Below are 14,670 nucleotides of genomic sequence, written 5' to 3'. Positions count from 1 at the left end.
ACCTAATATTAGATTCTTGGCAGGGACATAACTTGCTGGCACCAGTGCTCTTGCTCTGGAGTGCCTTCAGTGCGTTGTCCGTACATTTGCGCGATTTGATTGCCTTGATCATCAAACACTTCGAGGCTTGTCACAAAACCATCTTCCGTTGGTTTACGCGTAACCCAACATTCAGCGACGCCATTTTCAATCATGTGTAGGGTGAAATCTGGGTTGAAAATATTCAACCATTTGATATCAGAACCTTCAGTTTGATGAGGCATCAAACGTTTGATTTTCCCTGTGAAAATTTGCACACACCCACGGTTACCCACGAAAATCATGATTTCATTTTGATCTGCTAAAGCGGTATTCACTAACTGATTGAATGAATCATTCGGCACTTTCCAAGCTAAATCATCGCTGACTGCACTAAAGACTTGCTGACGGCTTAAGTTATTTTTCTTTAGTAAAATGAAGAATTGGTGAACATCCGTCATATTGCGCCACTCTTGCTCGAGCTGTTGTTTTAACTCATCGCTGATAGGTTGTGGGTTATATGGCTGTGCTTTTTCAACAGTTAACAATGGGTTTTCTGTGGACATGTATTTTTCGATAAGTGCATTCCATGCATCCATATCGGTATCATTGGTGGTATACACTTTATGCAGTGCATCACCGTGTTTATCGAAGAATTGAATGCTGTGGCGTTCGCCATGCTTAGCGTCTTCGGTTAAAACAAAAATACTGTCCCAATGCGAGAAAAACATGCGCAGATCGAGTGCGCCAGGGTTAAGAATTAAACCGCCATGAGGACTAAATCTTGCGTTTTCATAGCGTCCAACTTGCTCATGAACAACATATTCATTGCGCGTAATGGCTTTGACTGGACCGACAGCTTCCAAGGCAGTTAATAACGTTGGCGCATCAATGATAAGGCGTTTTGCCTTATCACGCCCAACGCGGCTATGCAGTAATTCCCCTTCAGAAACATTTAGATAAGCAGCGAGATCTCTCGCATACTTAGCTTTATTATCTGCTTTGGCTTGTTGATAACGTTCGAAAAGTGCTGAATTCACAGGTTTCTCCTTTATGTAGTGTGAATTACCATTGGAAGCTGACGAGCAGCTTAGCATTACGACCATCTTGGGGAATCCCCTGAGAGGAGTAATACTCTTTGTCAAAGGCATTTCCTAAAACGACACTGGTATCTAACCCTTTAAGACTTCCATTACCTTGATAATTTAAATAGAAATCATGAACGGCATAGCCCGCTTGTTGTTTTAGCTTGGATGTTTTATCGAAATCGGTATGGGTCGTGAACTCACCTAACCAACCCACAGAAAAGCCGCTGTCTGCGACAGGAATAGAAAGATTACTGGTCAGCGAGTCTGGTTTAATGGACTCAATAGCATTGCCAGTGTGTTCATTGATTCCAACGGTGTGGTTGTAAGCAAGACCCCATGCAAAGTAGTCAGTGGTATAGTCCAGTGAAACGTCGGTTCCCCAAATTTTGGCGCGCTTAGTATTGATGGACGTGGTGTAGTTATTGTCCCAATTAACGCGGTCTGGATGGACGTAAGTATTAATATAATCCTTGGCTTTAGTATCAAAATAACTCGCTTTAAAGCGCAGGTTATCCCGTGCCATGAGCAAATCATCAAAGCGTAAGCCAAAACCATATTCCGCAGTACGGGTGGATTCAGGTTTTAGATTGGGATTTGGACGCCAATAGTTGGAAATTGGGCCGCCTTTGAAATGGAGGGAATCGTTATACATCTCCATCATCGTTGGTGCACGGAATGCCTCGGAATAGGAAGCAAATAGCATGGACCATTCTGTTGGCGTAATACTTACAGCCGCTTTTGATGACCATTGATCTGCGTTGACATCTTTGTTGCCTTTTGCGGTGGATTTATAGTTGTCATAACGCGTCCCCAAAATAAAGGACACAGGCAGATCTTTTAAGGTGATTTCATCTTGAATAAAACCGGAGGCAAATGTGATTTCTGCATCAGGGAATTGCGTGGTTGTGGCGTAAGGTGTCTGTTTTTGGCGATAAGCTTCGGTACCGTACGTGAAGTTATGCGCAGCTAATGGTAAATCGTAGACATTGGAACGATTATCCAGTTTGAGTCCGTAGGTTTTTTGGCTACGTCCTTCATAGTTGGATTCCTTACCTTTAGAGGTGATATTCACATCAGAATAGTAAGGGGTGACTTTCAAGTTAAGCCATGGGTTATCATTTGGGTTAATCTGATAAGTTGCTTGAAGATCACGTTGGCGAGTCGTGCGATTCACCTTTTTATTATCATTACTGGCGCTGAGCTGTTGCGGATCTTTTGGCTCGTAAGCATCGTTATTGTAATAACGAATTTGTCCTGAAAGGGTTTGCGAATCATCCAACTGCCATGTTCCTTTACCCAGCATATTGGCAATAGTTTCTTTATTGTCCATCTTCTCGCCACCACCAAGACGGGTATCACCGACTTCTTTGGTCACAAAGCTGAATAATCCATCAAAATCCTCTGTGCGCCCAAATGTTGAGCCGCCAAAGCCAAAACTGTGATCTCCCGTAGCGCCTTGCGTAAAGACACGGAATCCTTGATTTTGCCCTTCACGCAGTAAATCTTTTGCATCCACAGTTTCCCATGCGATTACGCCGCCCATGGCTCCGCTTCCATACAGTAAGGCAGATGGGCCACGAATAATTTCCACTTGCTTGATAAGCGCAGGGTCAAGGAATGTGCCGTTAATATGTCCGGTATCGGTACCTTGGCGGATGCCATCAACGAGCGTCAAAATGCCACGACGGTCAAAGCCTCGCATACTGATATCTTGACCATTAGTTCGGCTAGTCCCTGTGAGTGCAATTCCTGGAACTTTACGCAAAATATCATTAGCGTTAGTTGCTGTTTTGGTTTCTGGTGAGTCATTTTTAATGACGGTCACCATCATAGGGGTGTTGAAACTATCTCGTTCGTTACCCGTGGCATACACGGTCATCACATCATGGTGATTGCTGGTGGGTGTTTTTTCAGTCTGTGCAGTTGCCATCAGAGGCAACAGGGCGCTTGCCAGCACAGATAAACGTAAGACTTGAGACATACAGGTGATACTCCCTAAAAATTATTAACTCTTTGATGAGTGAAATACAGGATTAAGAATAGTTTTATCATCAGAGCGTTATGGCGTGCTTATAGGGTCTTGAGACGGTGACGCTTTCAATGGAATAGGTGAAAAGGGGTATTTGAACCCAATAAGCGATGATAGGGTTCGAAAGTGCGCCTTGAGGTTATCCAGATTTACAGCAGCAAAGCCCGTAATAAACACCATAAGAAACTGTGTCCTGATGTATAGAGTTAAGCTGGCTGCCTAGTATCATGACGTAGGTGGCTTGCGAGATAGATTGTATTTTTGAAACAAACTGCGTTGTGAGTACGAAAAAACTACTTAGTTAAAATTAATTTACCCGTACGGGTTTGTCGTAACTGATAAATTTCACCACGATGTTCAATGGCAATTTTGCCCGATGAACCTAATAATTTTTGGCTTTCAATCAGCCCATTTTTGACTGAGTAATCTGCCAATGAGCTTGATTTTGTGGTTTCGTCAATAAGTTCAGAAAGTGGCTTGGTCATATTATTCACCACATAAAATTTACTGGTAATAAGAATGATATTGATAATTATTATCTTTAAAAAGATTGCTAATATCAAGTGATTTTCACAATCCACCAACAAAAGAGTTACATGGTAAATGAGTACTCTATTTATGATTCAAATAGGCAGTTATTTTGCTTTTTGATGATGGATTGAACTTGACCTTCAGATCACTCAAAAGTATTACTACATATTGGCTTTTAATAGCTCAATACACTCTTGTGCGCCGCGTTTGAGTACCTGACCTTTTAAACACACTACATGAATGGGGAGTGCTAATCCATTTGGTGTATTTTGAAATTCTAAACGTTTGAGTGAACCTGCTTTTAACTCAGTTTCAACTAATGACGTGGGTAAATTTCCCCAACCCATTCCTTTTCTGACCAAACCCAATGCCATTGTGAAACTGTCGGTACGCCAATAATGGCTGGAAACAATGGAACGGCAGTCACTAATTGGGTGATGAGAGCTAGCGACAACGATTTGGCGTGTTTGCACAAGATCTTCGATATAGAGCGCACGATTATGCTCAATTGAGGGATGATTGGCACTGATAGTGGCAATGAGCGACTCATAACCAATACATTGGAATTGCTCTTGGGCATTGATATATAACCCGCCAAAAGCAATCGCTAACTGGAGGCGCTTACTGTGCAATAACGGCAAAATATCATCCTGAGGGGCGGTAATCAGTTCAACATGCATCAAAGGATAGCGCTGGCTCAGTGTGTGTAATGCATCCAGTAATACATTGGGATTAATTCCTTCCGCAACACCAATCGTCAGTGTACTTTCTACCCCTTGTGTTAGCTCTCGCGTGAACACATTCAGCTGGCGTAAATTATCAACAATATTACGCGCGTAAGGGGCAAGAGAAAGGGCCTGTTCAGTGGGTTTAGGCTCCCGTGTATGCCGCTCAAACAGTGAAAAACCTAATTCAGCCTCAAGGTTAGCAATGGCCATACTGATGGCAGAAGGGACTCGGTGTAGTGCTCTTGCCGCAGCAGAAAAGGAGCCTTTATCAAGTACAGTTAAAAAAATCATGAGGTTTTCGCTGTTAAATGGCATATCTCACCTTTCAGTTTTATTGATAGTAGCTGACTTTTATTATCATTAATGTTGATTTAATTTACCAGCTTTCAGTAAACAGAAGGCGAGATAAAAGATGCAGGGTATTAAACGTAAAGTGGTTTTTATTACGAGCTACGAAGTGATTGGTTGGATGATTTCATCGTTGGGATTGGCATTGCTTTCCGGTAATTCGGCCGGAACGACAGGGCCATTGGCATTAGTGATTACGACGATAGCGGTGAGTTGGAATTTTGTTTTCAATGTGGCATTTGAATATTGGGAGTCCAAACAAAAATCCAGAATTAGAACCTTTAGACGCCGTCTTGCCCATGCCGTGTTATTTCAGTTGACGCTGGTGGTATTTTTAATTCCACTGATTGCGTGGTGGTTATCAGTATCGCTTTGGCAGGCATTAGTTCTTGATTTTGCACTGATTATTTTTATTCCAATTTATACTTTCTTCTTTAATTGGGCATTTGACAAAATTTTCGGACTGCCAAAATCTGCGTTGGCGCAGGACGAAACCGTTGCATAAGACAAGGCGATGATTGCAGGATCATCACCTTATCTATTAGGGTTATTTGACACTAAAAATCCGATGATATCCTTTGGGATTCAAGCGTAAAAATAGCAGTAATGTAACAATCACTAAAACAAAATGGAGTAGCCAAACTGGGGTGAAACTGTGGCTAAATTGCTGCAATGAGGCGGCAATTAAAGGTCCAAATGCTGCGATAATAAACCCGCCCGCTTGCATTAAGGCGGTAAGGACACCGGCACTGGCAGGGTGAGCGATATGGTCTAAAGAGGCAATGATGGTTAAGGCGAAGCAGCCACCGAGCCCGCACCCCAGAAGCCCGACCCAAAGTAATGGTAACGAGTTAGGAAATAGAATTAACCCAGCAAATCCGCAGGCTTGGCTCACCAGTGTGACGGTTAACCAAAAACGGCGATCAATATTATGAGAAGCCAACACCGGAATCATCAGCGCGGCTGCGGCTTGGAAAATGGTTAAAATAGCGACCAGCGAACCACTTTCTGTTGCACTGAATCCTTGTTGTTGAAAGAAAGGCGCCAGCCACGTTACTACAGTTGCGTAACCTGCATTCACTAAGCCGAATCCCGCCATGAGTAACCATGCTCGAGGCTGCTTAAGATAATTAAAAACACTGAGCTGAGTTGTAGTATGGGGCGTTTTTGACGAACGGATATTCACGATGATGGCAATCAAGGCGAGTAAGGCTGGAAATGAGAGCCATGCAAGTCCGCTCTGCCAGCTTCCAGAAAGGTGTGTAATCAGTGGTGTCAATTGAGCACCCAGTGCGCCTCCTACCATTAATGTTGCGGAATATAGCCCCGTCATTGTTGCCATTTTTTGCGGGAATGAAAATTTTATCAATCCGGGGAAAACGGCTTGAATATAGGCAGCCCCTATACCACATAAGAATGCTGTCAGTAATAATGCATTCGCATCAGAAACAAATAATCGACAAAGAGAGCCGACGAGTAGAAATAACATCGCGAGGCTAATACCCAGCTTATCGCCTAATTTCTGATTTAAGGCAGGCACTATCAAGGCACCAAACCCCATCAATAGCATAGGAAGCAGTGTTAACAGTGAAACACTCTGATAGCTCATTCCTGTTGTTTGAATGATATTGTCGATGACTGGACCCGGTCCCGTCATAAATGGGCGCAGATTGATCCCGACAAGGGCAATCGTCAGGATCAAACCAAAAGACGCGGGAAGTGATTTTTTTATTTTCATGAATGGTGTCGCTGCCACCGTGTACGATATAAGGCAGACTGTGTTTCATCTTCCACGATGATGGCACCAAAGGGGCGTCTACCCTCTGCCACATTATCCGCGGCAAGGGCAATTGTGCGCTGTAAAAATTGTTTATCGAGCATAGCTTGTGCACCTGACTTTTCAAGTATTCAAATACGGTGATGGGCGAGCTTACACGATGCCATTTCAAGCATGTCCATCGAATCTATTATTTCTTTTAATCCAATCAAAAAAACCGTGATATTTCAAAATCAAATAACTCAGTTCAGGGGATTAATTGAATGAATTCATTACGTCACGTCGTGTTGCTGAAAACCTTTGATTCATCAGAGATGGTCTGTGTACAGGGGAGCAACATTAGTTCGCGATGGGTTTTAGCAAATCACTATAAAGCTCAGCTAAAATGCCATTTTTCATAAACTCTTTTCTAATCCATTGTGTGACTAGCCCTGTTGCGGAGTGCTGTGTAGCTAGTAGCATATGAGAATCCTGCCTTGGATTTTGAATTTGTTTGGTGACTAAAACACCGTTTTTAACGTGCTCCTTCACCATATAGTCGGGTAAAAAACCGATGCCTTCCCCTAAAATTTGGCATTGGCACTTGGTATTAAAATCAGGTACCTGAATAGCTTCTTGTCCGTGAAGCAACCAGCCAACACGTTTATTGATCGTGTGGGCAGTATCTTCCACCATGATGTTTGGATAAAGACGTAATTGGCTTTCCGCGATGGGTTCCGGCATTAAGGCTAAAGGGTGGCTGGATGCGATGGCAAATTGCCAGTGAATAGCGCCAATTTCCGTATAATCAATACCTCCGCCATCCATGAGTGTACCCGGAGCACCAATCGCAATATCGGCATGATTGTTAATAATGGCATCCCAAACCCCGTTATAGACTTCGGTGGTGACTGTAATTTGGCAAGTACCAAACTGTTTTTTTAAAATTTGCAGTAATTTTGCCGTATGGTAAGGGGTGTAGATCAACTGATTAATACAGATACGAACGCGAGCTTCAATGCCTTGCTCAATAGAGTCGATGCTTTTTTTAATCAAATGAAAGTTATTCAGAAGATCAGTCGCTTTGCGATAAAAATAGTATCCTGCTTCGGTTAACTCAATATTGCGCGTATCGCGAATAAATAGCGCGACGTCTAAGTAGGTTTCGATGCGTTTTATCGTGTAACTCACCGCGGATGTGGTAATGCCGAGTTCTTCAGCCGCTTTACTGAAGCTGGCAAATTTAGCGGCGGTGGTGTAGGTCAATAAATTCTCTTCAGTAAATATCGAGTTCATGTAGATTATTCCATTATGTGCGAAAATTCACCGAAATCGCTGTTTCTGTGAATAAAATTCAAGAGCTTAAAAAATAGACTGTTTATTGATTGTTTTGGATAAGCAAAGACAGGGTGGCATATCTGCTTTAGCGCTTCAATAGTATTTAATTTATGTCACGACAAAAAGTCACTTATTAAATGATTATTTATATCCAAACTGCTTAATATTATTGAATTTAATAGTGATTAATGGATTCGGTTTTATCGAGATAATAAACATAAAAATTACAATGTTAACAATTTGAAAACCTTTGATTTGATGCGCATCACAAAATTGAAGAAAGAATAAATTGGCAAATCGATTAACAAGATAATTTGGTTGAATTGTATATTAAATAAACAAAAAAACATCATAAAAGGTCGGTGAAGGGTGCTTTTCCGCACAAAAATGGTTGATTGTTGAATTTAAATCAATAATTAGACGGCCGATTGATGAATTAAATTTAAATGGATTCTATTTATTAATGGCAATTGCTATGCTCTAACCATTCTCAATAATCTTTAATTCATATTTAAACTGGCTATCTGGAAACTTAAAATAGCTAAGTGTGGAGAGCGCTATGACAGAAAGTACACTCATTCAAGATTTTCTTAAAGCAGCGGAACAAGGTCAATTAGATATTTTGAAAAATTGCCTTGAAAAAGGTGTTGATATTAATAGCACTAATCGCCAAGGTCGAACGGCGATTGTGAATGCGAGTTTAAATCAGCATTATGAGTGCGTTTCTTTTCTGATTAATGCTGGAGCAGATATCAATAAACAAGACCAAACATGTTTTAATCCATTTTTATTAAGCTGCCTGAATAATGATTTAACATTATTACGCTTAGTTTTACCGGCTAATCCTAATTTGGATCTGTTAACACGTTTTGGTGGTGTAGGGATTACGCCAGCGAGTGAAAAAGGGCATGTTGAGATTGTCCGTGAACTATTGGAACACACCGAGATTAATGTCAATCATACCAACTTCGTTGGTTGGACCCCTTTACTTGAAGCCATCGTACTTAATGACGGTGGTGAGAAGCAGCAGCAGATTGTGAAACTATTATTAGAGCACGGTGCTAATCCACACATGACTGATAAATATGGTAAAAAGCCATTAGAGTTAGCACAAGAAAAGGGTTATCACGAGATTGCTGAATTATTGATTGCAGCGGGTGCATAGCCATCCCTAAGGGGGATTGTGAACAACGATCAATCTCAGCGGCAAATCATTTATGGGCTAACGGCTGACGCGCATTTTCTTCATCTGTTGCATCAGCCACAATTAACGGGATGCATAGAGCAGGTATTTAATAAAGCAATTAATTTTTCTGTTAATCATCAGCTTTATACACTGCTCAGTTCTCAAATTGATAATGCACCGAATAGCTGCCGATTAATTAATAAGGATTTTTTATCTTATAAAATAAATGTAGGTGACTCAGTTTTTATTTTAAATAATGAAATTCATATTGGTGAGAATTATGCGATTTCATTTTTATTATGTACGACATGGAAACCATCTACTATTTATTTTGTTGCTGAAAAAATAAATGATAAGGATTATTTGTTTTTTCTGGAATCCAAGTTTAATGAAATAGATTCTATTTTAAATAAAAGAACCCATTCTCTTTTTAATTATCAAGGGAATAATCTTTTCTATCTTGAATCATCCAAAAAATTAAATGAATTACGGTTTAGTTTAATTAATGCCTTAATGAATAAACAGTCGTCAGAAGTAGCCAATATTGTGAGTCAGTTTATTGGTCTAGGGATTGGGCTAACACCTTCTGGGGATGACTATTTAGTCGGATTGATGGCCTTTTTGTTGTTGAAAAATCACCCTGCGAATTCCTTCTATATCAGCTTTTATCAAGGAATTTTACACAGCAAAGGGAATACAACACCCATCAGTGCCATTACGTTAGAAAAAGCGCTAGATCAAGGTTACCGCGAAAACATGCATCAACTCATCCAGTGTTTAGTGGATGGGCGAAACGAAAATATTTATCCAAAAATTTTAGAGATTTTAAATATCGGGTCCAGTTCAGGTTGCGACATGCTATTTGGCATTCGTGATGCGCTGTTTCTGACCCATTATTTCGGAGAAACACATGTCGACTAAAGTTGTCATAAAGAAGAATACCTATTTTGATTCCGTATCATTAATGTCTATTTCCACCAAGGCAAACCAACTGGAAAATGTTGAACAAGCATTCGTGGCGATGGCAACAGAAATGAATAAAGGTGTTTTAAGAAACTTAGGTTTATTAACACCGGAATTAGAAGAGGCAAAAAACGGCGATTTAATGATAGTAATTAAAGGCCCGAGTGAAGATGCAAATGACGCAACACTTATTGCCATCGAGGAACTTTTTAATAAGAAAAACCAAGGTGGCGGTCAGCACGAAGCCAAGTACGCCACAATTAATTCAGCAAAAACGCATATTCCAGAGGCTAACTTAGCCATTATCTCGGTGAATGGGCAGTTCGCAGCACGTGAAGCGCGTATTGCACTTGAAAATGATCTTAACGTGATGCTGTTCTCCGATAATGTCTCGATTGAAGATGAACTGGCTCTAAAACAGCTCGCTAGCCATAAAGGTTTATTGATGATGGGACCTGACTGTGGGACGGCGATCATCAATGGTACCGCGTTATGTTTTGGTAACAATGTGCGTCGCGGTAGCATCGGGATTATTGGCGCATCAGGGACAGGAAGCCAAGAACTCAGCGTACGTATTCATGAATTTGGCGCTGGTGTTTCCCAGTTAATCGGGACGGGTGGTCGTGATCTGAGTGAAAAAATTGGCGGCATCATGATGATTGATGCACTGAAAATGCTGGATGCAGATGATGAAACCCAAGTTATTGTACTCATTTCGAAGCCACCAGCACCTATGGTTGCCAAGAAAGTGTTAGAACAAGCAGAAAAATGCCATAAACCAGTGGTGGTTTGTTTCTTAGGTAGCCAGCCATTACCGGATGACAAACCAGGCTTAACATTTGCCCAAGGTACTAAAGAAGCGGCACTGAAAGCCGTGTTGCTGACGGGTATTCGCAAAGAAGATTTAGACCTCCATCCTCTCAATTTACCTTTAATTGATGAAGTGAGAGAGTTACTGAAACCGGAACAAAAATATATTCGTGGTTTATTCTGCGGCGGAACGTTGTGTGATGAAGCGATGTTTGCGGCGTTAGAAAAATACGATGATGTTTACAGTAATATTCAACCTAACCCTGACTATCGCTTAAAAGATATCAACAAAAGTGTTGCTCATACCTTCCTAGACTTTGGTGATGATGATTTCACCAATGGTAAGCCACACCCAATGATTGACCCAACAAACCGTATTGAACGTTTACTGCAAGAAGCCCGTGATCCGGAAGTTGGCGTGATCATGATGGACTTTGTTCTTGGTTTTGGTTCTCACGAAGATCCGGTTGGCGTGATGATTGAGGCTATCAAAGCCGCCAAATCAATAGCAAAACAGGATGGTCGTGAGCTGGTGATCCTTGGTTATGTATTGGGCACTGACCAAGATACGCCATCGATGGATGCTCAAGTCAAGATGCTGACTGATGCAGGCGTGATCTGGGCGAGTAGCAGCACCAATACAGGTTTATTAGGACGTGAGTTTGTTTGGAAAGGGGAAAAAGCGTAATGACTTCATTATTTAAACAACCATTGAACGTAATTAATATTGGCATTGAAATGTTCAGTGATGATCTGAAAAAACAGCACGTTCCGGTAACTCAATTGAATTGGACGCCGCCAGGTCAAGGTAACGTAGCCGTGATCCGTGCGCTTGACCAAATTGAAGGTAATGCCACGTTACAAGCAAAAATCGCTGCAGCGAATGCGCAAGCTCTTGAACGCATTATTCAGTCTCAGCCTGTATTAATCGGCTACGACCAAGCGATTAATGTGGTTCCGGGTATGACGAAAAACACCATTTTACATGCCGGCCCGCCAGTGGCTTGGCAGGATATGTGTGGCGCGATGAAAGGTGCAGTGACGGGCGCACTCGTTTTTGAAGGACTTGCGAAAGATTTGGCGGATGCAGAGCGTGTAGCTGCTTCTGGCGAGATCATTTTCTCCCCATGCCATGAGCATGATTGTGTGGGTTCCATGGCGGGTGTGACATCGGCATCGATGTTTATGCATATCGTTGAAAACAAAACCTATGGCAACCGAGCGTTCACCAACCTGAGTGAACAGATGGCAAAAATTTTACGTATGGGCGCCAATGACCAAAGTGTGATTGACCGCTTAAATTGGATGCGTGATGTTCTGGGACCTATGTTGCGTGATGCGATGAAAATCGTCGGTGAAATTGATTTACGTTTAATGCTAGCGCAAGCGTTACACATGGGTGATGAATGTCACAACCGCAATAATGCGGGAACAACCTTGTTGATCCAAGCATTGACGACGGGGATTATTCAAACCAATTTCTCGGTCGCTCAGCAAAAAGAAGTCTTTGATTTCGTTGCAAGTAGCGATTATTTCTCAGGTCCAACATGGATGGCAATGTGTAAAGCTTCAATGGATGCAGCGCACGGTATCGAGTACAGCACAGTCGTGACGACCATGGCTCGTAATGGTTATGAGTTTGGCTTACGTATTAGTGGGCTACCAGGACAGTGGTTTACTGGACCTTCACAGCAAGTTATCGGTCCGATGTTTGCAGGGTATAAACCGGAAGATTCGGGGCTGGATATTGGTGACTCAGCGATTACGGAAACGTACGGTATTGGCGGATTTGCGATGGCAACGGCACCGGCTATCGTAGCGCTAGTCGGGGGAACGGTTGAGGAAGCGGTCGATTTTTCTCGCCAAATGCGAGAAATCACTCTTGGCGAAAACCCGAACGTGACGATTCCATTGTTGGGCTTTATGGGCATCCCGACAGCGATTGATATCACGAAAGTTGCGGCAAGCGGGATTCTACCGGTGATCAACACAGCTATCGCGCATAAAGATGCGGGTATCGGAATGATTGGGGCAGGAATTGTACATCCTCCGTTTGATTGTTTCGAAAAAGCCATGCTTTCTTACGCGAAACAATATGCCTAGTTGTTATTTAGCTCAATATTAACTAAGCAAAAAATAATGCCCGATTTCGGTCGGGCGATAAAAATAAAGCAACGCATTCCCTGAATTATTCAGTGGCATAAGAGATAGACCGTCAACAACGTGCTGCTTATGGTGTGAGGGGAATGGGAGTAAGAATATGAGTCTATTAAATATTAAATGGAAACGTGGTGATTTGGCGGCTTATTTTGGTTTGATGACCAATAACCTCACGAACCTACTCACCATGATGGGCTTACTGATTTTTGTTGTCGGCATCCCAGCGGAAATTGTTTATGGTCGTATTGCCCCTGCATTTGGTTTTGCAGTATTACTTGCCAGTGTGAGCTACGCTTACTTTGGTCAGCAAATGATTAAGCAAACAGGGCGAACTGACGTCACAGCATTACCATCAGGTCCAAGTGCACCTTCTATCTTCACGGTCACTTTTTTAGTTATCATGCCGGTTTATCAAACCACGAAAGATCCTGAATTTGCGCTGCAAATCGCGTTGGTTTGGTGCTTTGTTGAATCGATGATTTTAGTGGGCGGATCTTTCTTGGGTGAAACCATCCGTAAAATGATCCCTCGCACCGTCTTATTATCTTGCCTATCAGGTCTTGGATTACTGCTACTGGCAATGAACCCGATGTTGCAAGCTTTCGAAGCACCAACGGTTTCCTTTATTGTCCTGCTGTTAATTTTCATTAACTGGTTTGGTAAAAAACCTATTTTTGCACGTATTCCTACCGGATTATTACTGCTTATCGCGGGGTCAGTCTTGGCGTGGGTTTCTGGGTTGCAAAGCCCCGAAGCGATTACGGCATCCATGGCATCATTTGGCTTTAACCCGCCAAGTATTCATGTGGATAGCTTTTTCCAAGGTTTACCTCATGCACTGCCTTACTTAGCATCCGCAGTACCATTAGGCTTAGCTAACTATATCTTCGACCTTGAAAATATTGAAAGTGCTCATGCCGCAGGTGACGAGTACAACACACGCAAGGTGATGTTAGCAAACGGCTTATCTTCAACGGTGGGTGTGGTACTGGGTAACCCATTCCCAGTCACTGTTTATGTTGGACATGCTGGTTGGAAAGCCATGGGCGCGAGTGTCGGTTACACCTTGGCATCCGGTATCACGATGTTCATCGTACCGCTATTTGGTATTGGAGCATTTATGTTAGCGGTGATCCCAATGACTGCGATTGTGCCTATCTTGGTGTTTATCGGGGTCGTGACCGCAAACCAAGTTGTTCGAGAAACGCCGAAAATTGAAGTACCCGTCATTTTCATCTGTCTGTTCCCATGGATAGCTAACTGGGCATTGACGATGGTCAATAGCGTGATGGGGGCTGCAGGGACATCTGCAAGTGCCATTGGTACGGAAGTTTTATTACACAAAGGTGTTTATTATCAAGGTCTTGTTCATTTAGGTAACGGTGCACCACTGGCGAGTATGTTATGGGGCTGTATTGCTATCTTTGCTATCTTAAATAAACCGTTACGTGGTGCGATTGCAGCAGCAGTCGGTGCGGTTTTGGTCTTCTTCGGTATCATTCACTCTCCTGCAGTGGGCATTGCGACAGGATCAACATTGATGTTTGTCTACGCATACCTCATGATGGCCGCTTTGTTTGTTATCAAACATTTTTTAGATGGTCGCCAAACGGTGGAGCAGCAACAAGCTGAGAAAGCTGAAAAGCTCAGTAAATCAGCGTAATACGCCAATCTTTATAGTGGGTGCGCGCGGTACACCCACTATCTGCTAAATA

General features: G+C 42.3%; 13 protein-coding genes. 6 read left to right on the top strand and 7 right to left on the bottom strand.

Annotation, left to right across the window (positions count from 1 at the left end):
* Nucleotides 1–8: 8 nt before the first annotated feature.
* From PR766_RS16710 to PR766_RS16695, 4 genes are all read right to left on the bottom strand, one after another.
* On the bottom strand, nt 9–1,058 hold the full coding sequence (locus PR766_RS16710) for a hemin-degrading factor (protein ID WP_006658078.1): 1,050 nt from the start codon (nt 1,056–1,058) through the stop codon (nt 9–11).
* A 25-nt stretch (nt 1,059–1,083) separates the two neighbouring features.
* Nucleotides 1,084–3,087 (bottom strand): TonB-dependent hemoglobin/transferrin/lactoferrin family receptor, encoded by a 2,004-nt coding sequence (locus PR766_RS16705; protein ID WP_036964181.1) that lies wholly within the window; start codon nt 3,085–3,087, stop codon nt 1,084–1,086.
* Between the two features lie 341 nt (nt 3,088–3,428).
* The gene (hemP, locus tag PR766_RS16700; RefSeq protein ID WP_006661206.1) at nt 3,429–3,620 is read right to left on the bottom strand and encodes a hemin uptake protein HemP; all 192 of its coding nucleotides are present in this window, start codon (nt 3,618–3,620) and stop codon (nt 3,429–3,431) included.
* 207 nt (nt 3,621–3,827) lie between these two features.
* Nucleotides 3,828–4,709: a LysR family transcriptional regulator gene (locus PR766_RS16695; protein WP_006661207.1), complete on the bottom strand. Its 882-nt coding sequence runs from the start codon at nt 4,707–4,709 to the stop codon at nt 3,828–3,830.
* 97 nt (nt 4,710–4,806) lie between these two features.
* Between PR766_RS16695 and PR766_RS16690 the strand changes: the two genes are divergently transcribed.
* Complete coding sequence (locus tag PR766_RS16690; RefSeq protein ID WP_006658082.1) at nt 4,807–5,247, top strand: PACE efflux transporter; 441 nt, start codon at nt 4,807–4,809, stop codon at nt 5,245–5,247.
* Between the two features lie 42 nt (nt 5,248–5,289).
* Here PR766_RS16690 and PR766_RS16685 read toward each other — a convergent pair whose 3' ends face one another.
* From PR766_RS16685 to PR766_RS16675, 3 genes are all read right to left on the bottom strand, one after another.
* Nucleotides 5,290–6,480 (bottom strand): cyanate transporter, encoded by a 1,191-nt coding sequence (locus tag PR766_RS16685; protein ID WP_154631287.1) that lies wholly within the window; start codon nt 6,478–6,480, stop codon nt 5,290–5,292.
* Nucleotides 6,477–6,623, bottom strand: coding sequence for a hypothetical protein (locus PR766_RS16680; protein ID WP_195848104.1), 147 nt, complete (start codon nt 6,621–6,623; stop codon nt 6,477–6,479). The genes PR766_RS16685 and PR766_RS16680 overlap by 4 nt, the downstream gene beginning before the upstream one ends.
* Before the next feature lie 235 nt (nt 6,624–6,858).
* Nucleotides 6,859–7,794 carry a LysR substrate-binding domain-containing protein gene (locus PR766_RS16675; protein WP_006658085.1) on the bottom strand — a complete coding sequence of 312 codons (936 nt, stop codon included), beginning with the start codon at nt 7,792–7,794 and terminating at the stop codon, nt 6,859–6,861.
* Between the two features lie 601 nt (nt 7,795–8,395).
* Here PR766_RS16675 and PR766_RS16670 point away from each other — a divergent pair.
* From PR766_RS16670 to PR766_RS16650, 5 genes are all read left to right on the top strand, one after another.
* The gene (locus tag PR766_RS16670; RefSeq protein WP_006658087.1) at nt 8,396–9,001 is read left to right on the top strand and encodes an ankyrin repeat domain-containing protein; all 606 of its coding nucleotides are present in this window, start codon (nt 8,396–8,398) and stop codon (nt 8,999–9,001) included.
* Between the two features lie 18 nt (nt 9,002–9,019).
* Nucleotides 9,020–9,943, top strand: coding sequence for a DUF2877 domain-containing protein (locus PR766_RS16665; RefSeq protein ID WP_006661211.1), 924 nt, complete (start codon nt 9,020–9,022; stop codon nt 9,941–9,943).
* On the top strand, nt 9,933–11,483 hold the full coding sequence (fdrA, locus tag PR766_RS16660; RefSeq protein ID WP_006658089.1) for an acyl-CoA synthetase FdrA: 1,551 nt from the start codon (nt 9,933–9,935) through the stop codon (nt 11,481–11,483). Before PR766_RS16665 ends, fdrA begins: the two co-directional genes overlap by 11 nt.
* Entirely contained in the window at nt 11,483–12,898 is a 1,416-nt protein-coding gene (locus tag PR766_RS16655; protein WP_006658090.1) for a DUF1116 domain-containing protein, read from the top strand. Before fdrA ends, PR766_RS16655 begins: the two co-directional genes overlap by 1 nt.
* 157 nt (nt 12,899–13,055) lie before the next feature.
* Nucleotides 13,056–14,618: a hypothetical protein gene (locus PR766_RS16650; RefSeq protein WP_006658091.1), complete on the top strand. Its 1,563-nt coding sequence runs from the start codon at nt 13,056–13,058 to the stop codon at nt 14,616–14,618.
* Nucleotides 14,619–14,670 lie beyond the last annotated feature (52 nt).

This window comes from Providencia sp. PROV208, assembly GCF_028479465.1.
Classification (GTDB): Bacteria; Pseudomonadota; Gammaproteobacteria; order Enterobacterales; family Enterobacteriaceae; genus Providencia; species Providencia alcalifaciens.
This window is presented reverse-complemented; position numbering and strand designations above follow the sequence as displayed.